The sequence below is a fragment of the Streptococcus oralis genome (genome assembly GCF_026782125.1).
Taxonomy (GTDB): domain Bacteria; phylum Bacillota; class Bacilli; order Lactobacillales; family Streptococcaceae; genus Streptococcus; species Streptococcus oralis_CE.
This window is the reverse complement of record NZ_JAKUVY010000011.1, coordinates 1-17,804: the sequence shown is the minus strand read 5'-3', so window position 1 is coordinate 17,804 and position 17,804 is coordinate 1. Positions and strand designations below refer to the sequence as shown.

Here is a 17,804-nt window from a genome sequence, read left to right as displayed (position 1 = left end):
ATTTCTGCCGACCACCCACCCAAATTTATTTTTAATTAAAACTCCCAACTATCAATCATATCTAGGAATTCCCCGACATTTGACTCTTGCACCAGCTCACGCTTGTAGAGAGCAGCTATCAAAGCATGGAAACCATCCGTCTTTCTTCTGACAGGTTCTTTTTTCAAGAAACGCTTGTTGCCATCCTTGTCCTCTTTGACGTAGGTATTATCTGTGTACCAAATCATTGAGTTATCACCCTCAAAGACAAAACGCTCATTAGCAAATCCATCTTCAATGATTGGTGCAACCTTAGACTGGATAGCCCCTGGATTCCGTAAGAACTCATATTCAAATCCAGCCTCTTCCAAAAGAGGTTTCAGCAAGTCCATTCTAAAGCCATCGGCGCATACAAGTTCAATCTGATAAAGATTTCTCCATTCCTCAAGCTTGGCAATCAAAAGCCGTGGATCAATGCTAGGACCATCCACAATCGTAAACAAGCCTTTTTCAGCCCATTCTTCAATAGGCGCTTTTAGCTTGAAAACTTTCAAAAACGATTTTCGTGCAAATGAATGTTGCTTCCAGATGAACTCATCACCATTTTTAAATAGCAAACCAACGCTCGCAAAGTCTCGGATGCTCGCATAGTCAAACCCAGCAACACATGACCGACCTTTCAAGTCAATACCAGGAGAACGCAAACAAGCAACTAGCTTTTCTCGAGAGGTGACATCTTTCTCAAGGTCTGCTTCAGGAAGGTTCATCCGTTTAGTCATGAACTCCTGACGGCCAGACGGTTCCAACTCAAGATCATCATAGTCAGCCTTGGTTCTTGCAAGCAACCTCTTAGCGTAAGGAGTGCTTTCATCCAACATCGGATTTGCCTTTGGCCAATTCTTCATATCGTCCACTTCATCCGTACTATCTAGCTTGCAGATGAAAGGGAATAGCCTGAAATCATCAACTTCTCCATTCAAGATTTGCATAGACTTCTCTATCAACTTGTCGTAAAATCCCTCACGCACATATCCATTCGTCCCGTTGTAGAAAGTCCGAGCATGAGCAATCTTACCAAGACCGGACCTTTGAACCTTCACAGCCTTGTCATCTTCAAACTGGTGAATCTCGTCAAACTCAAGACAGCCATCACGAGCAGAGTCCATCGTTTTCGGATTATTCGTCCGAAAAGAAAAGACCGAGTTATTCGCTCGACCTGTGATAGACATTTTAGTTAGATAGAAATGGTCTTCAAGACCACGCCTTTGGATAGTCTCATAAACCTCCTCAAAGGAAACCTTACCCTGTTTCTCAGAGTTCGCAGTGATAGTCACATCATAATCTCTGATAGGGTAGATAGGACTGATAAAGAACGAGGACCTGGCAGACATGAAACCATTCTTACCACCCCCACGAGCTAAAGTATATAGATACTCGTCGAAGTGTGGCTCCCCGTCCTCTTTCCTAAAAAGAAAAATGAACGGGGTCAAGAAAAGCTGGTATTTCGCTAGAGGGAAAAAGTTCTTTTCCGTAAACCGAATAAATTTCTCAATTAGGTCATTATCAAAATATAGATCATCACGAGGATAGATTTTCTCTTTGATGATTTTAAACAGCAACTTTCTTTCTTTGTTGACGACGATTTCTCCACTCTCGGCCATTTTGATGTAGTCATCAACCAGCGGATGAGAAATCATAACAGATCACTTCCAGACGTCGGTTTTTCAACAGGCGAGTTTTCCACCTCAAAATCAAACGATCTCTCAATCGCCAAAAGCTGATTGCTGGTTGTGTTGATTTCCTTGATGAGAGAATTAGCTTTTTGGAATCTCTGTTGCCCATTGTGAACCGTGATGACCAATCCGTCTTCATGAAGTTTAGCTTTCAGTTCATAGAGCAGTCTGACGAGATAAAGATAACGATTCACTTTTTCGTACTGGATCGCATCCTTTTTTCTAGGACTAAAATATCCGATTTTAGAAAGTAGCTGATTTTCTAATTCTTTTATATTTTTTTCTGAGTATTCTTCCATTACCCCCCACCCCCTTTAATTTTTTGTTAAAAATTTGGACAGTTAACCCCTCCCACCGGTTCCCAAAACCTTTAAAACACTGGATTTTTTTGACCGGGGGGTATTGTCATCCCCAAAATTCATCTGTTCTGAAATTTTTCTCAATCATTTTTTTAGATTTTCGAAATTGGAAACGACCGTGACGTTTATTATGACATTCTTTGCATAGAGTTCTAAGATTGTCTAAGTCAAGAGCGAACTCTGGATAGAACTCTAGCTCTTTGATGTGGTCAACTTCTAGATTCTCTCTCGTGACTTTGTTTTCATCTTTGCACCAAACACATTCGTAGTGATCGCGTTCAAGTGCAAGTTTGCGAAGTTCTCTCCATTCGCCGGAATTATAAAACTCTGTTCGGTCTGCTCTGGTTGAAACTTCAATCATTGTGTTTAGAATCCGTAGCTTTGTATCCGCATTCGGCTAAAAGGCTGATAGACTTTGATGCAGATTCCACCGTTGGGAGACTTTTTAGCAAAGTGTTTTGAAAATCTCGAATGCTTTCTCTGCCTAAAAATTCAAAAGATACATAATCCTCATTATCTTTTTCTTTGGTTGTTTTATTTGTATTTAATTTACAAAAAAACTTTTTTAAAAAACTTATCATTCTACAACAAACTCCTTTATTTTTATAGTTCTAATTCCTTGTTTTACATATTCTAATGAATTCGCTACATGAGTTTTAACTCAGATTTATCAAGCATTTATCCTGCATGCATTAAATGAAATCATCATAACCTCAAGATAATGAATTGATAGTAAAATAAAAAAATTAAAAGCCCTGAAACTTAGTCATGGCTCTGTCTTGTGAATCTTGGTTTTTGCCTATGTATCTCAGTGAAATACTTTGGCTTGAGTGGTTCAGTAGGTCCATTATCAGAGCGACATCCTTTGTTTGTTCGTACATAAATAAACCAAAGGTCTTTCTCATTGAGTGAGTCGCTATATTTTCCAGACCGACTTCTTCAGCGGCTCTCTTTATGATCTTGTAAGCTGTGTTAGGTTTTATATGCTGATGCTTTCCGTTTCGGCTTGGAAAGAGGAAGTCTTCATCTTTCTTATCTTTGATGTACTGCCTCATTGCATTCTTGAATTTCCTTGGCATCTTTCGTTTGGTTGGCTTGTCTGTCTTTTCATCGACGATCTGGACATGCCAACCTTTAACGTGCTTTACTTTCAGTTTAACGATATCACCAATACGAAATCCCAAATTAACACCAGAAAGAAAGAGCATGAGGTTGCGTTGTCTATCTGACTCTTTGACTGCACTATGCAACGTCAGCCATTCAATCATAAGCTGAACATCATCTCTATTTCTGATTGGTTCAACAACTACCACATATCCTCACCTCCTTTTTTAATGCACAAAAAAAAGCAGAGGTTCTCTCTGCTATTCTTCATGATACTAATTTACCACATTGTTTTTGTCAATTCTATATGTTTTTTTGACAACTTTACATAAAGAGCAAATTTGAAAGTGTATCGAGAATCACTTCACGTCTTCTGTAAATCTGCTTGCTGTGTCTATACAAGTACCCAGTTTCTCCGTTCTCCATGATGTGCCAAACTTGAATCCAGTCGTATCCAGTATGTTCTCCCCAGCGAAGATAAAAGATTTTTTTGTCATCTGGTTCTAGATTATCTAGTAATTGGGAGATAGCATTTTGGAGATTTTCTAATCTTAAAATCATAGGATCGCTTGCGTAAGCAACCGCTAAGTTCTCCGACCTGTTGACGAATGTCCCACTGCCACTTGCTCCAGTATCATCAATACCAGGAACAGTAAGATGTTTAACCTCGTACAATCGTTCCAACTCATGCCTTCGTTGACCGATAAGTTTGTCAATCTTTAAATATTTATCATCGAGTTCAAACTCGAGATAATCCCTTCGTGCTTTTGTTAAGTTCTTTTTGACCAAACCTTACCTCCCATGTATCTTTTAGATTTAACCCATTTGATAATTTTACCGTCGTTATTGTTATTGTGATAATCTGGCAGTCTTGCTGTTGGACTTTCTTTGTAGATGATTTTCTCAACTACCTGAATTGCAGGTTGCATTTCATCATCTACCCATCCAACTAACCAAGCAGGATTCACATCGTAAGTTTTAGCAATCATTTCAATTTGCTTAATCGACGGATACCCACCCCGTTCGTACAAGTGAATTGTGTTTTGTGAAACACCCGTATCCCTAGCCATATCTTTGACAGAGAGCCCTAGGTCCTCTCTAAGTTCTTTCAATCTTAGCTGCATCTTGCAAATCTCCTTGCGTATTTTAAATAATTTTCCCTTCAAATATCAGAGTAATTGTTCCTGTTCCGTCTTTATTCTTAGATACTAAAGCGCTACAATCTGAACCAAACTCAACTCCTTCAATTGTGACGCTATGCTTCACGCTATCGACGTTGATAATAGAATCATTTGATGTTTTTATTCTCATGTTCCATCTCCTCAATAACTTTTTAATGCACAAATTCGTTGACAAGGTCACGGATAAAGAGCTTCCAGTCAGATTCCCTAAACGTCAAGAAACGATCTGTAGTAAAATTTTTAAGCCTTCTATAGAAAAGCATCTTTAACTGAATTGACTCACCGACACTCAGTAAGGTTCCAGGAAAGCGATGTACTGAATGCACTCTATTTCCGTATCCAGAAATATCTAAATGTATTACCATTTCTGGATATGAACGCCCAAAATTAGCTTCAACTCCGAAATCAACTTTGACCTCTTCTACAATTGGAACTTCGTTTAAAATTGGTCGTGCAGAAAATAATGGCGACGGTGTTTCTTGCTTTTTTCTTCTTCCTGAATATGGATATTTACAAGGTTTCATTTACGTCCTCCAAAAGCTCTGGATTTTCATAGATATTGCCGATGATTTCATTTTCTTCAATTTCAGTCCATAAACATACTGCGTCACTGCCCGTATCAATTACCCAAGAACCCTCAAGCTGCTTAACAATCCCTATAAATTCCTTGTCATACTCATAAAAACCGCCCACTTCGTCAGCTCTTCCAACAAATCTAGTGGTTTTAACAACGTCACCTTCAAAGATTTCTTGATTAGTTATATCTCTGATGCCAGTTGATTGCATGAGGTTAAGGTCATTGTTCACAATCCATTCACCAGCAACAGAGTCCTCATCAATAATCCAGATATCGCCATTTCCAACCATCACTTCGTCCGGTTGATACATACGATTTAATGAGCCACTATCATAAGCTCTGAATTTTGGTATCATCTTAAATCCTCCTTAAATAAACAAACTAGCTAGCCAAATAAAAAATGCACATGTAATAATTTTTGAAATGCCACTCTTTATAGAATATAAAAATTCCTCTTCAGATACTTTTTTGCTAGATGACACAGGAAAAATGAAAGATAGTAGCATATCCATACCGAACGCTTGCCAGACTGTAATTTTACCAACTGGAATGATTGTTGTGATAATTTCATTCCATCCATACTGAACTACAAACGGCGATACAACGATTACAAATACAGCACCTAAAACAATACCTAGTCTTTTCATTTTATAAATCCTCCTCTTTCACAAACACCCCATCAATCATCTTACCTTTGCGGTCTTTAATAGCATCATAAGCAATCTGCAAGCAACTGTCTGCGTCCGTCCCATTAAAAAATGAAACAGAACTAATCACACTGTCAAGAAACATCAAGTCAGATTTAATCAGAGGCATCTTCGTCTCATTGTGACAGACATGAGCGTATAGTTTCTGAGCGATATTGCCCAAACTTGAAACCATCAGCAGCAATTCAAGTTCCTGTTGATTAGCTGAAATCTGAGCACCGTTCTTGATTTGTTGCTCAAGCCCAATCAATACGACTTGAATATCACCAAGCGCATCGTAAATCAGTTCAGATTTATCCTTTGCGACACCCTCAAATAGTTCTCCTGACTCTTCCATCAGCTTCAAGAACTGCTTGACTGGATTTGCTTCATGTAGATTTCTATCAACAAACCATTGTTGAACCTTGTTTTCTAATTCTGTATTGTTCATTGTTTTTCTCCTAAAAAATCAAATATCGTAGTCTGATATAGCAGCCTAGAATAGACTGGTTTGAAAGGTTGAGAGCATTTGCTCCTGCGCTTTCTTGTAAAAATCTTTTTTTATTTCAAAGCCATAAGCAGCCCTTCCCATTTCGATTGCAGCTCTCAAGGTTGAGCCACTTCCAGCTACTGGATCGATAACTACATCATCTGGATCAGTAAATATTTCAATCAATCGTTTTAAAACTGGTATCGGTTTCTGCGTTGGATGTATAACAGGATAAGAGCTATCTTTTTCCCAAGGAGCATGATTAAGTATCATAGCCCCGCCATTGTTGAATTTAGGAAGTTTATCGCGATATAATACCGTTGCCTCTTCAACCGCACCAACGATTTTCATATTAGCTTTCAGTACTTGTGGGCTTGATTTCTTTGTAAAATAGAGCGGATAAGCGTTATTAAAGCCGTGTTTTTTACCACATTCAATAACCATTTCTCGCTGTTGCCAAGCGTGAAAAACAATCATAGCAGGCGCCTTCCCTTTTTCTTTTGGCTCTTTTTTAAGCAAACGGCTGCAAAAGTCAAAGAAATTATTGATTTTGAAATCATTATCCGTATCAAAAAATGACTTTCCTGCTAGCTTGCTCTCGCCGTTTTTGTTATCCCCATCTTTATACCACCTCGGATCAGAAGCATACGCATTATTACCTAGATTATAAGGAATATCAGCGATAATTAACTGCGCCCTTGGAATCTGATACCTTTTAGCATTTTCAAAATGATCGTTGTATAGCTCGCATTTCATTTCAAATCTTCACCTCATCCCCTACTCTGATTTTCTCAAATTGCTCTCTAGTGACTACGAAAATGCCGTAGTTCTGTATTGTGATCGTGTAGAGTTCACCAATCTTCTCCTTGTGGACGACTCTGCCTTTGATTTCTGCGCCTTGATTATCTGCTTTGTAGATTACAATCGGGCGCTTTTCTTCTAGTTCTTTAATGTGGATACTCTGCCAGATGTTCAATCCAGCAGAGACAAAAATCCAGATTGCGATGAATCGTTTCATGTGGCCCCTCCTGAAAAATTGTTTGCAAAATTCTGCTGTTCTGTGTTAATTAGTTTATATTTATAATTTATCAAAGGGTTCGTGGTATCATTTACCAAATCGAGTTTCAAAATAATTCCATCTACTTTTGAAGCCCTACTATCCCTTATTTTAATTTTTAAATCATGCCCGTTCGCAATATGTTCAAGATCGTTCTTAGATAAGAATATTTCAAGCATGCTCATCACTCCACCTCATCATCGTATGGTATATCTCCATTTGATAAGTATTTAGATTCAATCATTAAGAAATCGTTGACACATTGCTGACTACAGAAGCAATTTTCAACATCGTTAAATAACGCAAGAATAACATGATTCTCTTGCACTACCAGAAACTCATCTTCAATTTCTTTGCAACAATTCGAACACTCATAACTCATCACTCCACCTCATTTCTCAATTCAAAACCAATTCCATACAAGAGCAAATCATTTTGAAAGTCAACGAATGCTTCAATCGTCTCAGCTTCTTGAAGGTCGTATTCCTCAACCGTGCTTAAGAAATCATCAATATCATTTCTTTGTACACTTCCGTACTCTGTCTTTGTGTGTTCCATGGCTTGTTCATAGCCATCTACATCGATTGTGTAGTAGATTTTGCCACCTGAATAATCATATTTGTAATTCTTGATAATCACTATTTCATCTCCTTGCTCTTAATTTCTCTAGTGAGTCTATTTTTTAAAACATGACTTGTAAAATAAATATCGTCTGCATATGTATAATAATCAGCGATTTCTTCAACCCATTGACTTCGTGTGTACGGGTATCTGTTTGGTCGTTTCATGTTACCACCTCACATATAAGTATTTTGTATCGATATCTTGTCCTAAAATACAATCTCTCAATGATCTCAAATCTTCTAACGCACTGCTGACGGTCCCCCATTTGTTTTCAGGCTCATACTGCACATACTTTTCAGGATACTGTTCCAATTCTGAGATACCACGTTGAATGTTTTCAAAAATCTGAGCAACATTATAGATAGTACCTTGTTTGAAATCCCAATCCATAGCAACCCTAAACATTTTCCCAAGATTATAGGTCGGAGAACTATTCTCAGGTTCATCTATGCAAATATAATCTCCGCTTTCTATTTTTGCTAAAATTTCCAAATCATAGCTCATCACTCCACCTCCTCAACTTCAACTCCTGGACAATCGAACACCCAGCCAAAGTTGGCTTCTTCGAGTTCTTTGCGGGTGTGGTGTTTCTTAAGCTCTCCAAAACTACCAAGACTTCTAAACTTCCAAGTATTCGAAAGTTCCCCGAAAACCAAATACTCGCATTCTTCGTTTACCCCTTTCACCTTCACCAAATACCGCTTCTCTTTCTCGACCTCGTAGCCAAACTGGTGCATGTTGACGAGAGTCTGAAATGATTTTGTGCCAGCAATTAGAAACCACTTTTCAAACTCATTAAGTTTAGCACCGTCAAAAATCGATGTAATATTATAGACACATCGAAACAAATTCCCTTCAAAATCATCCTTATTCTCCTCATACCAATCCGCCACACACTGCTGTACTTTGACTGGTTGCGGTTCGTCTAGTTGTTTCACTAAATCCAAAACATCGTCCAATGAAACATAAAATTTTTCTCCATACACTTTATTTAAACCTTCGATTTTTTCGATTAGTTCTTTAACGTTCATCTTCCAACTCCTTTTTCCTTTATGCTGCTTTTTGTACTAATTTCGTTTGCTTCATCCATTCCTTGGCTGTGTCCCAGACATCATTCGGGACGTCCTGGTTATACTTGCCACGAAACTGAACTATTTTACCCTGTTTTACTTCTAGTGTGTAAAGAGGTGTTTTTGGTTGATTTGATAAGCGTACAAATACTATTAAAGTATCCCCTTTGAAATGCTTGTCTGTGTATGAGCTTACACAGTGATGGAGTTTCTTCCCTTCGTAGATCAGTTCGGCCACTTTTCTAGGGACGTGGAAAGCATATCCATTGATTGTCTTATCCATTCCTTCTCTAAGTTTAAACTCAGATTCAAGCTGCTTGCGTTTCTTCTTATCTTCCAGTTTGCGTCTTTCTTCAACAAATTGATTGTATAATCCGACTGTGTGATTGTGCATGGCCATAAAATCCTTTGGCACGAGCATTGCATCACCTTCAGGCTCAATGCCCATTTCTCGTAGCATTTTGAGGTAATCAAGATATTCATTGAATTCAATACTATTCTTGATAACCCAATTCTGAAACTTATTGATCCCTACACCTTTTGGTATGTGCTTGATATCGTGGTAAGTAAGATAAGACTCGATACCAGGTACTAACTGGCCGTTCCGTTCTTTTAATCGACGGCTCAACTCAAATTCGTTAAAGCTGCGATTTGAATTCTTGAAAAATTGTTTATTCTTCTGAAGCCATCTACGGTTCAAGGTCCGCATATCTACGGTTCTTGTAAATCCGATTCTATAATTCGGAAACATGATTTCGTTGGCCAATCTGTAAGCATGAATCTTCTGAGCAAACTCGATTTCAAACTTATATTTGTAAAGTCGTTCAATTTCCCAAAAATAGATATTATCGAATTCCAAATATTTGAGTTCAGATACTTTTTGAAGTCTCTTTTCCCAATTGTTTGGATAAAAAATATTTCCTGTGTAAAAACCACCACTAAAGAAATTAGCGAATAGATACGGATAGTATTGCCCGGTGTAGTCTTGGCCAATCTTTGTGTGCTTGTCATTTTCAAAGCGCTCTAGATTAGTTAGCTGCCAATCAATAAATTGTTTCCCTTCAACCAGCTTCGAGCTAAATTCATAAGATTGGATCTCAATGCGCTTCGAGGTACTGAGAATGATTGAGAAAAAGTAGGTCTTGTCGTAAAAAGTGAGCCGTGATGACTTTGTAAGTCGCTTCTCGATACAATGGCCAAGGTCCAAATCTGAAGCGATTATGGTCTTGTCCTTATTGCTCCATTTGTACGTTGTGATTTGCGAGTAGCACCAGCTCCAGAAATCTGCAGGTGGTTTCAATCGTCTATCAGCTTCTCGCTTGCATTGTTCATGTTTCATTCATCCAAGAAATCGAAAATGCTCATTTGCTTTTCGACTACTCCTTTCTCTTTCTTAATTTTGATCGCATCAACTTTATTTTCAGAAGGATTTTTAGGCTTTTCTACCTTCTTCTTGACAGATTCAACAGGAACCTGCTTGATGTTAGATACTTGTGAATTTGAGATAAAATATTCTCGAACCCATCTGAAGACAGTAGCATCATCGATACAAGCGACTCCGTTTTCAGCAAATTTGCGAGCTTTTTCTTTAGCATGGATTAAAGCACACTTCAGAGAGTATCGTTCTTTTAAGACTCCTTTAAATAATTCCTCATCCTCCTGATCGCATATCCAGTTATGAATACGGTCAAGTGCAGTATCATGTGGTTGATTTAATTCCTCTAGCAACTTAGCTAAGGCTTTTTCTTTAAAGTCATTCATATCATTTTCCAAAAAATGCGACTGCCTTTGTGAATTCGGCTAAATACGGGCAGTCGCTCGTCCAGGTCACACGACCGATTGACGCATATTCTAGCTCGCTTTTAACGTGGTTCTCGGCACGTTGATTTTGTTGCTAAGTAGTAGCAATCTATCCCACCATAATCAAACCTCACATCGTCTTTCCCGATGTGCTTCTTGAATTTTGGTCTTGTAATACCTGAGAAAGCCCACTGATGGTCTTTCATCCGTTCGATAAGTTCGTCCACATTGTTGAAATCACCAAGAAATAACTTGCAGTGTCCGTTGTAGACGAAGTAAAGTTTTAATAACAAGGTGTCCCACCTCTCTAAAAGTAATCTTTCCTTTTATTTTTCAAGTCATTAAATACCATCAGATGATCATTGTCTACACCCTTCATCAACCGACTTATAAACGGCCGACCATATCTCTTCTGAATTTCTTGCGCAGTCAGATTAGTCGTGATAACCGTATTGGCCCTTTTGTTGAGAATGTTGTAAAGGATACTGAAGGACCACTCACTGTCCTTCTCCATGCCGAGATCATCCAAGACCAAAAACTTTGCACTGGCAATTTTATTGACCAGGAACTCTTCTTGACTAAAGTCCGCCTTGATTTTCATCAGCAAGTCCGTGACATTGATAAAGATAGCAATTTCCTTTGTTGCATCGGATAACTTTTTCATCATCGCAAAGGCAAGATGGCTTTTACCCGTTCCAGCTTCTCCTTGAAAAACAACATTATTTCTAGCCCCCTCAGACCACTCCTGGCAAATCCTTTTTGCAAAAGCTAGCTTTTGCGCTTCTTTTTCAGTCGGTGTGTCGAAGTTGTCAAGAGTAGCATTCTTCAGCACATCATCATATAATGAGAATTTTTCAAGATAAAACTTTCGCTCTCTCTCATGCTCCGCATCGGCCAGCTCATCCACCTTCAATTGGTTCTCTGCGTGGATCCGTTCCGATTCACATAAGCGACAAAGGACGTCATTTGTCCGGAGGATTTTGATCAAGGGAATCCCATGCTTTTCGCAAATTTCATCCTGCTGTTCAGTATTTCTATGGTAAGATAAGGCCATCTTCTCGAGTGCATCAGTTACCATGATACCTTACCTCCGCAAGCCTGCCAGCTAGCCATATCTGACAAGCAAGCAGTAACGGTAGAAAGAGGTTGTTTTATAAGCAAAGATTTCTTTTCGTCGCTGATCGGATAAAAGTCATCTTCAAATTGCTCGATAAGTTCTAAAATCCCCATTCGTCTTTTACCTCCTGTCCTGATTTTTTCTCCTTGTGTTGCTTTTCCGATTGTCGAACTTGTTCAATTGTCGTCACTTGGTTCATCTGCCAATTTCTTAAAATGCCACCAATATATTTGATGTTTGGTTTACCTAAATTAATAGCTGTCTTCAGTGCTTCTTTAACTAGCTCAGCATTATTTTCATTTAGCAGATGATTGATTTCCTCAATCTCAAAACCTGATAGTAATCTACGAAACTCAGACTGAAAAAGTTCTAAGATATTCTCACTACTAGTAGTAGTTATATTCTTATCTTTATCTAATCTAGTCTTAATCTTAGTCTTATCTCCTTCTGCTTCTTCTTCTAGTGCGTTACCGTCCGTTACTGTAACGTTACATGTAACGTTACCAAGAGCAAGATTTTTCTGCTTCTCTCGGTGTCTTGCTACACGATTCCGTGTTTGTTCCTTGATTCTTTCCATACCATCAATATTTTGGTGTTTCTCCCAGTTTGGCAATGTGATGACACCGTCGATAATCTCAATCATTCCAAACTGTTCAAAGACCCCTAGAGCCATTCTTACACTATTTAGAGGTCTTTGAAAAATTGTAGCGAGCATTTCATCAGTGTAATGAACTTTATCCGACATCATCAAAAGCCCGTTGCGATTATGTTTACCAGCAAGAGCTAGGATTTTAAACCAAATAACCAAAATTGCATCATGATCTGGTAGTGCATCAATAAGACGTATTTTTTCATCATCAAAAATATCAGTCGTAATCTTAATCCATTTGATTTCAGACATAGTTACCTCCTTATCAGCATCATACCCGAGCTCCCCATTTCCGATTATTTCTACGGAAATCCATAGTCATTTCCTTGTAAAGCAAACGCCCATTTTCTTCTAAGAGATTCGTATTTTGCATTCTTAGCAAATCATTATTTCTTGCTTCTTCCTGATAGTCACTAGCCAGTCTGTCATAATCTTCGACGCAGACTCTAAAAACTTGTGGCACGTCTTCAATCACTGAAGGAAGTCCTAGAGGAGGCTGTGTATCATAGGTTGATTTTCTGTCACACATTCTCAGGTTTCTTCGAGCAACTTCCCTAAAATCCTCAGTTTCTTCGATGATGACCACAACATTTTGCTCATCCGATTTTTCATTTTTAGCTGTAAATAGCAGCAAGATAAACATCCCGATAAAAATAACTACTAAGCCAAGCAATTGGCTTGATAAAGTTGGTTCTGTCATATTTAAACTCCTAACTGTTTTTCTTTCTTGAGATTTTCAAGCATCTCTGACAATGTTTCTTTTTTAGACCGATAACGGTTGCGAGTTTTCCATTTGACGAATAAACGAAAACCTTCATAATTGATAAAGACAATCTTGTGCGTTGGATTATCAATGAACTGTTTAAAATCAGGATGTTCTCGCATCTCAGTAGCCCATACCTTTGCAGTTCCAACTGTGAGGCCTTCCCACATTTGACAAAGGTGCTTGTAATCACCATGAGTTGCTTTTTCATTCACGCCAACTGGCTTATAAGTAATCTCTGCTTTTGGCATTGTATTCCCTCTCTGTATGTGTTATAATTTAGTTAGTTATATTAGTAAGTGCCTGATTCCTGTCAGGTGCTTTTTTTATTTATAAAACATAGGCGTTCAGTTCCATGATTTTCATCTTAGTGTTGGTACTTGGCTCCCAAGTCATCCAATAGGCCAATGCTGCTTCTGCAAATTTTTTTGGCAGTAAGTCATAACGACTAATATTGAAATGTTCCTTAAAATCAATCTCAGCTTGTCTAAATACCGACTGAGCAAAGCGTTTATCAGCATAAGCTGGACTATCAATACCACCAAGACAGGCAACTACTCGAGATTTTCTCTTCTTCAGTAGCGTTTGAGCATAGCTTGGATGAATCGGTTGCTCACTCTTGAGGTAGTCAATATCCTCTAGCATGGTCGCTTGCTGTTCACGTAATTTCTTCTGGCCAGTAAACAGAGCAATGAAAGCATCCTCGTCCAAGTCCTCACGAATAAATCCGCCTTGTTTTCTAATAGCTGGCAAGACCTCTGATGTCACCCAATGCTTGAACTCTTTAGCTTGTGGAAGCTTACTTGAAAGAATGAGAGAGTAGAGCCCAGATTCATTGATGATGATAGGGTTTTGATTTCTACCCATGGCGTCACGAATCGTTACCCCATCTGTCTTATCGTCATCATCTACATGGTCAAAAATTGCTTTTCTTGAATTCGCATATCCTAAGATATCCGCAACATCTTTCCCAACGAACCAAGGCTCCTTATCAATTGTCAAAGTACGGACTTCTTGCCCTCGAAAATTAAAAATTTCGTTCATAATATTCCTTTCTAGTTTTAAAATGTTCAAATATCTTGAACTTCTTGTTTAAAAAAATAATCTCCTATCTGGTTAGCTGGAATAAGTAACAAATTACAAGCTGTTGTAATTTCGTTGTTTTTCCAGTAACGCTGATTATTTAGTTTTAGTGAAATACTTCGTTCTGAAAGATTCATAGCTTTAGCAAATTTTTTCTGGCTATTAAAAATTTCAGTTATTCTTCCATTCAATTTTGAATAATCAAATTTCATTTATTCCCCTTTCTATCTTTTGTTCAAGTTATTTGAACTTTTGTAATTTTAATTCTACTACTTATTTTTTTTGTTGTCAATACCTATGTTCATTTTTTTTGAACTTTTTTTACTTATTGCTTGAACTTTTGTTCAAATAGCTATATAATTACTATTAAGAATGGAGTGTTAAATATGAAAACTACAACATCTTTACGACTAAAACAAATTCTATCTGAAAGAAATCTTAGACAAGTTGATATCTTGAAAAGTTCTTTACCGCTTCAAAAGGAGCTTGGTATTAAAATGGGAAAAAGTGCTTTGTCACAATATGTTTCAGGTAAGTCTTCTCCTGATCAAGATAAACTTGTTTTATTATCTAAAACATTGGGTGTATCTGAAGCATGGTTGATGGGATATAATGTTCCTATGACTGATGATACACCTGCCCAAGAACTAAAAATCCCTTCCTCTCCTCTTGTTCAAAAAATAACTGAAAAGGCTGTAAAGCTGACCGCGCCTAGAAAACAAAAAGTTTTGGATTTCACTGAAATTCAATTACGAGAGCAATCTAATAAAGTTATTTCACTAGAGGAGGATCTATTTGAATATAAGGTGTATGAAAAACTATCAGCTGGTACTGGTTTCTCATACTTCAACGACGGCAACTATGACACTGTTTTTTACGATAAAGACCTGGACCATGATTTCGCATCTTGGGTTTTCGGAGATTCCATGGAACCTAAATTCCAGAACGGAGAGGTTGTTCTCATAAAAGAGACTGGTTTTGATTATGACGGAGCGATTTATGCTGTTGATTGGGACGGTCAAACATATATTAAAAAGGTTTATCGTGAACCTGATGGATTGCGTTTAGTCTCCCTTAATCCAAAATATAAAGATAAATTCGCACCATTTGATGAAGATCCAAGGATTATTGGAAAAATAGTCGGAAACTTCAAGCCATCTGAAAATTAAGGTCAAGGTGCTTATATGTCTGCTACTTTTACAGAAAAGGAAATCAAAGCACTAATAGACGAGCACAGAAAAATAATTAGTAAACTAGAAAATCAAAGGTCTTTAATAGCTTTTTTGGTTTTACTGACTCTAATTTCTGTTTTTCTGCTTAGTATCGTTGGAAATATACTACTAACAATTTTCTCTTTTATTATCGGTAGTTTAGTTGTTCTCTTTTTGATTGGTATTTTTCCTAGGCAATCTAGTACTGAGCAACTAGAGTATGAAATTGAAGAGCTGAATAAACTATTAGCTGTTCGAATAGAAGATAGAATTAAAAGTCAGGAGATTGACGAGAGAACCATTTATGATGTTGTTCTGAAAGTGAAAGGAATATCTTATCATCAAGAAGCTTTCTCAGATTTATGTCAAGAACTCATACAAGAATCAGATGATGTGCCTTATTTAGGATATACTTCTAAAGAAATTAAAGAAGAGTTGATTTTTAGTGATAGATTTTACAAATATTCCCCTTTTGAGCTTTCAGATGTAGACTTTGTCCCTGAATTGGATAATCAATTTGACCCTAATGCAGTTAAAATTGTGGTTCGAGGTTATCACTTAGGTTATGTCACTAAGTCCAAAAATAGAAAAGTATTAAGGTTAACCACAGATTCAAATAATGAAGTTATAAAAATTGCTAAAATTTATTGTGGTGATTACAAAGATATTGATCCAGAAAGCGATAAACTTCGTACTGTCAAGGATTCATTCAAGATACAAATTAAGTTGAAAGTCTTAAAAAAATAAAAAATCCCCACACTCTCCAACAGCAATCTTTGAATGTGAGGATTCAACTTTCCATTTTTGACAAAATGAAACATAATTGATAATATATAGTTACTAACCTAGGAGAAATCCTAGTGCAAATAATCCAGTTGGCACAAGTTGCCACGCAGAAACGGTAACTATAAATTTAGTTACCGTTTCTTGTTGAATTAAAAACAAAAAATCCCCACACCGCCTGCAAGCTAAGATGTGAGGATATCCTGTATAGTAAAAGGCATTAAAAAGCCCTCTTTACTATACCCATTTTATCAAAAAAGTGAGGTAAATACAATGTGGATGGAAAAAATTTCCAACGGAAAATATAAATTTTTCGAGAGATACAAAGACCCATATACTGAAAAATGGAAAAGAGTTTCTGTGACTTTAGAATCAGGCTCATCACGAGCAAAGAAGGAAGCTCAGAAGCAACTGGATGAAAAAATAGCTGAAAAACTACAAAGTTTAACTACTACTGATATGCTTTTCGATGCTGTTCTAGACGATTGGTGGGAACTTCATAAAAAGTCCATCAAACCTTCTACTGAGAAAACTATGATCTATGCAGTCGATGAAGTAAAAGAAAGTTTTGCTCCAGGGGTTAAAATTAAAAACATCACTGCTAAATATGCTCAACAATATTTTACAGACTCAGAAGACAATCATATCAAATTAAAAAAGCACAAATCCGTACTAAGTATGGTATTCAAATACGCTCAAGATTTAGAGTTGATTGACAGCAACCCTATCCAACGTGTCAGACTGCCAAAACAAGTCGTCACATACGAAACTATGGAACGAATTGAAGATAAGTTCCTTGAACAAAGCGAATTAAAGCGACTTTTAAAAGCTATGAAAAAATATAACCGAGGGTATAATGTCGCTCGTATGGCTGAGTTTATGGCACTCAATGGTTGTCGAGTTGGTGAAGCTGGTGCGCTTAAATTTGAAAATTACGACAAGAAAAACCGCACTATCACTATCAACGGAACTCTAGATCCAACCCGTAAAGGTTCAGAAGGTGTCAAAACAACTCCTAAAACCTTATCATCTGTCAGAGTGGTTGATTTAACCAATAAAGAAATTGAGATTATAGAAGAATTTATAGAGCTGCATGAATTAAGAAAGAATACTAACCCAAACTATAAAGATATGGGATTTATCTTTGTTTCATCAAGTGGTATTCCTATTCATAAATCAAGCATTGGCAAGTTGATGAAGAATGCTAACGCTACTCTTAAAAATCCAATCAATAAACCGCTGCATCCTCATATTCTACGACACACTCTTATCAGCACACTTGCAGAAAACAACATTCCTCTAAAAGCCATTACTCAGAGAGTAGGTCATAAAGATAACGGAAAAACTACAATGGAAATATACACTCACGTAACCAAAAATATAAAGTCAAGAGTTGTTGATGTACTGGATAAAATTTACAAATAGTTTGCCCCTTTTTTGCCCCTTCTAAAACAAAAAGAAAAACCGCTACTCCTAAGAATAGCGGTTTAATCATGTTTTTAAGCTACTAATGTAGTTGCTCTATTATTTAAGAGTAA

General features: G+C 37.3%; 31 protein-coding genes. 3 read left to right on the top strand and 28 right to left on the bottom strand.

From position 1 onward, the window contains the following. Positions 1–35: 35 nt before the first annotated feature. The 28 genes from MK385_RS09210 to MK385_RS09075 form a co-directional block, all read right to left on the bottom strand. The gene (locus MK385_RS09210; protein ID WP_268725902.1) at positions 36–1,676 is read right to left on the bottom strand and encodes a terminase TerL endonuclease subunit; all 1,641 of its coding nucleotides are present in this window, start codon (positions 1,674–1,676) and stop codon (positions 36–38) included. Next, entirely contained in the window at positions 1,673–2,011 is a 339-nt protein-coding gene (locus MK385_RS09205) for a hypothetical protein (RefSeq protein ID WP_000393461.1), read from the bottom strand. The genes MK385_RS09210 and MK385_RS09205 overlap by 4 nt, the downstream gene beginning before the upstream one ends. Positions 2,012–2,117: 106 nt before the next feature. Beyond that, complete coding sequence (locus MK385_RS09200; protein ID WP_268725901.1) at positions 2,118–2,432, bottom strand: HNH endonuclease; 315 nt, start codon at positions 2,430–2,432, stop codon at positions 2,118–2,120. Further along, complete coding sequence (locus MK385_RS09195) at positions 2,425–2,652, bottom strand: hypothetical protein (protein WP_268725900.1); 228 nt, start codon at positions 2,650–2,652, stop codon at positions 2,425–2,427. Before MK385_RS09195 ends, MK385_RS09200 begins: the two co-directional genes overlap by 8 nt. A 165-nt stretch (positions 2,653–2,817) precedes the next feature. Beyond that, on the bottom strand, positions 2,818–3,384 hold the full coding sequence (locus MK385_RS09190; RefSeq protein ID WP_268725899.1) for a tyrosine-type recombinase/integrase: 567 nt from the start codon (positions 3,382–3,384) through the stop codon (positions 2,818–2,820). Positions 3,385–3,499: 115 nt separating this feature from the next. Beyond that, entirely contained in the window at positions 3,500–3,964 is a 465-nt protein-coding gene (locus tag MK385_RS09185; RefSeq protein WP_268698998.1) for a hypothetical protein, read from the bottom strand. Further along, positions 3,946–4,299: a helix-turn-helix domain-containing protein gene (locus MK385_RS09180; RefSeq protein ID WP_268725898.1), complete on the bottom strand. Its 354-nt coding sequence runs from the start codon at positions 4,297–4,299 to the stop codon at positions 3,946–3,948. Before MK385_RS09180 ends, MK385_RS09185 begins: the two co-directional genes overlap by 19 nt. Before the next feature lie 22 nt (positions 4,300–4,321). Continuing rightward, positions 4,322–4,486: a hypothetical protein gene (locus MK385_RS09175; RefSeq protein ID WP_268725897.1), complete on the bottom strand. Its 165-nt coding sequence runs from the start codon at positions 4,484–4,486 to the stop codon at positions 4,322–4,324. A 22-nt stretch (positions 4,487–4,508) separates the two neighbouring features. After that, on the bottom strand, positions 4,509–4,880 hold the full coding sequence (locus tag MK385_RS09170) for a hypothetical protein (RefSeq protein ID WP_268725896.1): 372 nt from the start codon (positions 4,878–4,880) through the stop codon (positions 4,509–4,511). Next, complete coding sequence (locus MK385_RS09165; RefSeq protein WP_268725895.1) at positions 4,867–5,289, bottom strand: YopX family protein; 423 nt, start codon at positions 5,287–5,289, stop codon at positions 4,867–4,869. Before MK385_RS09165 ends, MK385_RS09170 begins: the two co-directional genes overlap by 14 nt. 12 nt (positions 5,290–5,301) lie before the next feature. Then, positions 5,302–5,580: a hypothetical protein gene (locus tag MK385_RS09160; protein ID WP_268725894.1), complete on the bottom strand. Its 279-nt coding sequence runs from the start codon at positions 5,578–5,580 to the stop codon at positions 5,302–5,304. Between the two features lies 1 nt (position 5,581). Further along, positions 5,582–6,070, bottom strand: a complete 489-nt coding sequence (locus MK385_RS09155; protein ID WP_268725893.1) for a MazG-like family protein — start codon at positions 6,068–6,070, stop codon at positions 5,582–5,584. A gap of 45 nt (positions 6,071–6,115) precedes the next feature. Beyond that, on the bottom strand, positions 6,116–6,865 hold the full coding sequence (locus MK385_RS09150) for a DNA-methyltransferase (protein WP_268725892.1): 750 nt from the start codon (positions 6,863–6,865) through the stop codon (positions 6,116–6,118). 1 nt (position 6,866) lies between these two features. Beyond that, positions 6,867–7,127 carry a DUF1372 family protein gene (locus MK385_RS09145; RefSeq protein WP_268725891.1) on the bottom strand — a complete coding sequence of 87 codons (261 nt, stop codon included), beginning with the start codon at positions 7,125–7,127 and terminating at the stop codon, positions 6,867–6,869. Then, on the bottom strand, positions 7,124–7,351 hold the full coding sequence (locus MK385_RS09140) for a hypothetical protein (RefSeq protein WP_268725890.1): 228 nt from the start codon (positions 7,349–7,351) through the stop codon (positions 7,124–7,126). Before MK385_RS09140 ends, MK385_RS09145 begins: the two co-directional genes overlap by 4 nt. A 196-nt stretch (positions 7,352–7,547) precedes the next feature. Beyond that, entirely contained in the window at positions 7,548–7,805 is a 258-nt protein-coding gene (locus tag MK385_RS09135; RefSeq protein WP_268725889.1) for a hypothetical protein, read from the bottom strand. A gap of 150 nt (positions 7,806–7,955) precedes the next feature. Beyond that, positions 7,956–8,294: a hypothetical protein gene (locus MK385_RS09130; RefSeq protein ID WP_268725888.1), complete on the bottom strand. Its 339-nt coding sequence runs from the start codon at positions 8,292–8,294 to the stop codon at positions 7,956–7,958. Beyond that, complete coding sequence (locus tag MK385_RS09125) at positions 8,294–8,821, bottom strand: DUF1642 domain-containing protein (RefSeq protein WP_268725887.1); 528 nt, start codon at positions 8,819–8,821, stop codon at positions 8,294–8,296. Before MK385_RS09125 ends, MK385_RS09130 begins: the two co-directional genes overlap by 1 nt. 19 nt (positions 8,822–8,840) lie before the next feature. Beyond that, on the bottom strand, positions 8,841–10,199 hold the full coding sequence (locus tag MK385_RS09120) for a PcfJ domain-containing protein (protein WP_268725886.1): 1,359 nt from the start codon (positions 10,197–10,199) through the stop codon (positions 8,841–8,843). Then, positions 10,196–10,621 (bottom strand): Cas9 inhibitor AcrIIA9 family protein, encoded by a 426-nt coding sequence (locus tag MK385_RS09115; RefSeq protein WP_268725885.1) that lies wholly within the window; start codon positions 10,619–10,621, stop codon positions 10,196–10,198. The genes MK385_RS09120 and MK385_RS09115 overlap by 4 nt, the downstream gene beginning before the upstream one ends. Positions 10,622–10,722: 101 nt before the next feature. Further along, positions 10,723–10,953, bottom strand: a complete 231-nt coding sequence (locus tag MK385_RS09110; RefSeq protein WP_268725884.1) for a hypothetical protein — start codon at positions 10,951–10,953, stop codon at positions 10,723–10,725. Between the two features lie 14 nt (positions 10,954–10,967). After that, the gene (locus MK385_RS09105) at positions 10,968–11,738 is read right to left on the bottom strand and encodes an ATP-binding protein (protein WP_268725883.1); all 771 of its coding nucleotides are present in this window, start codon (positions 11,736–11,738) and stop codon (positions 10,968–10,970) included. Next, positions 11,732–11,890, bottom strand: a complete 159-nt coding sequence (locus MK385_RS09100; protein WP_268725882.1) for a hypothetical protein — start codon at positions 11,888–11,890, stop codon at positions 11,732–11,734. Before MK385_RS09100 ends, MK385_RS09105 begins: the two co-directional genes overlap by 7 nt. Next, entirely contained in the window at positions 11,878–12,678 is an 801-nt protein-coding gene (locus tag MK385_RS09095; protein ID WP_268725881.1) for a phage replisome organizer N-terminal domain-containing protein, read from the bottom strand. The genes MK385_RS09100 and MK385_RS09095 overlap by 13 nt, the downstream gene beginning before the upstream one ends. 19 nt (positions 12,679–12,697) lie before the next feature. After that, the gene (locus tag MK385_RS09090; protein WP_268725880.1) at positions 12,698–13,126 is read right to left on the bottom strand and encodes a hypothetical protein; all 429 of its coding nucleotides are present in this window, start codon (positions 13,124–13,126) and stop codon (positions 12,698–12,700) included. 2 nt (positions 13,127–13,128) lie between these two features. Next, entirely contained in the window at positions 13,129–13,440 is a 312-nt protein-coding gene (locus MK385_RS09085; RefSeq protein WP_268725879.1) for an excisionase, read from the bottom strand. 79 nt (positions 13,441–13,519) lie between these two features. Then, a complete protein-coding gene (locus MK385_RS09080) occupies positions 13,520–14,233 on the bottom strand; it encodes an ORF6C domain-containing protein (protein WP_268725878.1) in 714 nt (237 codons plus the stop codon). A gap of 26 nt (positions 14,234–14,259) precedes the next feature. Continuing rightward, a complete protein-coding gene (locus tag MK385_RS09075) occupies positions 14,260–14,484 on the bottom strand; it encodes a DUF739 family protein (RefSeq protein WP_268725877.1) in 225 nt (74 codons plus the stop codon). A 174-nt stretch (positions 14,485–14,658) separates the two neighbouring features. Here MK385_RS09075 and MK385_RS09070 point away from each other — a divergent pair, with 174 nt between their 5' ends. The 3 genes from MK385_RS09070 (at position 14,659) to MK385_RS09060 (ending at position 17,691) form a co-directional block, all read left to right on the top strand. Continuing rightward, entirely contained in the window at positions 14,659–15,441 is a 783-nt protein-coding gene (locus MK385_RS09070; RefSeq protein ID WP_268725876.1) for a S24 family peptidase, read from the top strand. Positions 15,442–15,456: 15 nt separating this feature from the next. After that, positions 15,457–16,230, top strand: coding sequence for a hypothetical protein (locus MK385_RS09065; RefSeq protein WP_268725875.1), 774 nt, complete (start codon positions 15,457–15,459; stop codon positions 16,228–16,230). A gap of 309 nt (positions 16,231–16,539) precedes the next feature. Further along, the gene (locus MK385_RS09060) at positions 16,540–17,691 is read left to right on the top strand and encodes a tyrosine-type recombinase/integrase (protein WP_268725874.1); all 1,152 of its coding nucleotides are present in this window, start codon (positions 16,540–16,542) and stop codon (positions 17,689–17,691) included. Positions 17,692–17,804: the final 113 nt, after the last annotated feature.

Excerpts from the sequence above, each read along its gene's own strand:
- MK385_RS09210 (WP_268725902.1), bottom strand. The coding sequence starts at position 1,676 with ATGATTTCTCATCCGCTGGTTGATGACTACATCAAAATGGCCGAGAGT.
- MK385_RS09205 (WP_000393461.1), bottom strand. The coding sequence starts at position 2,011 with ATGGAAGAATACTCAGAAAAAAATATAAAAGAATTAGAAAATCAGCTA.
- MK385_RS09200 (WP_268725901.1), bottom strand. The coding sequence starts at position 2,432 with ATGATTGAAGTTTCAACCAGAGCAGACCGAACAGAGTTTTATAATTCC.
- MK385_RS09195 (WP_268725900.1), bottom strand. The coding sequence starts at position 2,652 with ATGATAAGTTTTTTAAAAAAGTTTTTTTGTAAATTAAATACAAATAAA.
- MK385_RS09180 (WP_268725898.1), bottom strand. The coding sequence starts at position 4,299 with ATGCAGCTAAGATTGAAAGAACTTAGAGAGGACCTAGGGCTCTCTGTC.
- MK385_RS09175 (WP_268725897.1), bottom strand. The coding sequence starts at position 4,486 with ATGAGAATAAAAACATCAAATGATTCTATTATCAACGTCGATAGCGTG.
- MK385_RS09170 (WP_268725896.1), bottom strand. The coding sequence starts at position 4,880 with ATGAAACCTTGTAAATATCCATATTCAGGAAGAAGAAAAAAGCAAGAA.
- MK385_RS09165 (WP_268725895.1), bottom strand. The coding sequence starts at position 5,289 with ATGATACCAAAATTCAGAGCTTATGATAGTGGCTCATTAAATCGTATG.
- MK385_RS09160 (WP_268725894.1), bottom strand. The coding sequence starts at position 5,580 with ATGAAAAGACTAGGTATTGTTTTAGGTGCTGTATTTGTAATCGTTGTA.
- MK385_RS09155 (WP_268725893.1), bottom strand. The coding sequence starts at position 6,070 with ATGAACAATACAGAATTAGAAAACAAGGTTCAACAATGGTTTGTTGAT.
- MK385_RS09150 (WP_268725892.1), bottom strand. The coding sequence starts at position 6,865 with ATGAAATGCGAGCTATACAACGATCATTTTGAAAATGCTAAAAGGTAT.
- MK385_RS09145 (WP_268725891.1), bottom strand. The coding sequence starts at position 7,127 with ATGAAACGATTCATCGCAATCTGGATTTTTGTCTCTGCTGGATTGAAC.
- MK385_RS09140 (WP_268725890.1), bottom strand. The coding sequence starts at position 7,351 with ATGAGCATGCTTGAAATATTCTTATCTAAGAACGATCTTGAACATATT.
- MK385_RS09130 (WP_268725888.1), bottom strand. The coding sequence starts at position 8,294 with ATGAGCTATGATTTGGAAATTTTAGCAAAAATAGAAAGCGGAGATTAT.
- MK385_RS09125 (WP_268725887.1), bottom strand. The coding sequence starts at position 8,821 with ATGAACGTTAAAGAACTAATCGAAAAAATCGAAGGTTTAAATAAAGTG.
- MK385_RS09120 (WP_268725886.1), bottom strand. The coding sequence starts at position 10,199 with ATGAAACATGAACAATGCAAGCGAGAAGCTGATAGACGATTGAAACCA.
- MK385_RS09115 (WP_268725885.1), bottom strand. The coding sequence starts at position 10,621 with ATGAATGACTTTAAAGAAAAAGCCTTAGCTAAGTTGCTAGAGGAATTA.
- MK385_RS09105 (WP_268725883.1), bottom strand. The coding sequence starts at position 11,738 with ATGGTAACTGATGCACTCGAGAAGATGGCCTTATCTTACCATAGAAAT.
- MK385_RS09100 (WP_268725882.1), bottom strand. The coding sequence starts at position 11,890 with ATGGGGATTTTAGAACTTATCGAGCAATTTGAAGATGACTTTTATCCG.
- MK385_RS09095 (WP_268725881.1), bottom strand. The coding sequence starts at position 12,678 with ATGTCTGAAATCAAATGGATTAAGATTACGACTGATATTTTTGATGAT.
- MK385_RS09090 (WP_268725880.1), bottom strand. The coding sequence starts at position 13,126 with ATGACAGAACCAACTTTATCAAGCCAATTGCTTGGCTTAGTAGTTATT.
- MK385_RS09085 (WP_268725879.1), bottom strand. The coding sequence starts at position 13,440 with ATGCCAAAAGCAGAGATTACTTATAAGCCAGTTGGCGTGAATGAAAAA.
- MK385_RS09080 (WP_268725878.1), bottom strand. The coding sequence starts at position 14,233 with ATGAACGAAATTTTTAATTTTCGAGGGCAAGAAGTCCGTACTTTGACA.
- MK385_RS09075 (WP_268725877.1), bottom strand. The coding sequence starts at position 14,484 with ATGAAATTTGATTATTCAAAATTGAATGGAAGAATAACTGAAATTTTT.
- MK385_RS09070 (WP_268725876.1), top strand. The coding sequence starts at position 14,659 with ATGAAAACTACAACATCTTTACGACTAAAACAAATTCTATCTGAAAGA.
- MK385_RS09065 (WP_268725875.1), top strand. The coding sequence starts at position 15,457 with ATGTCTGCTACTTTTACAGAAAAGGAAATCAAAGCACTAATAGACGAG.
- MK385_RS09060 (WP_268725874.1), top strand. The coding sequence starts at position 16,540 with ATGTGGATGGAAAAAATTTCCAACGGAAAATATAAATTTTTCGAGAGA.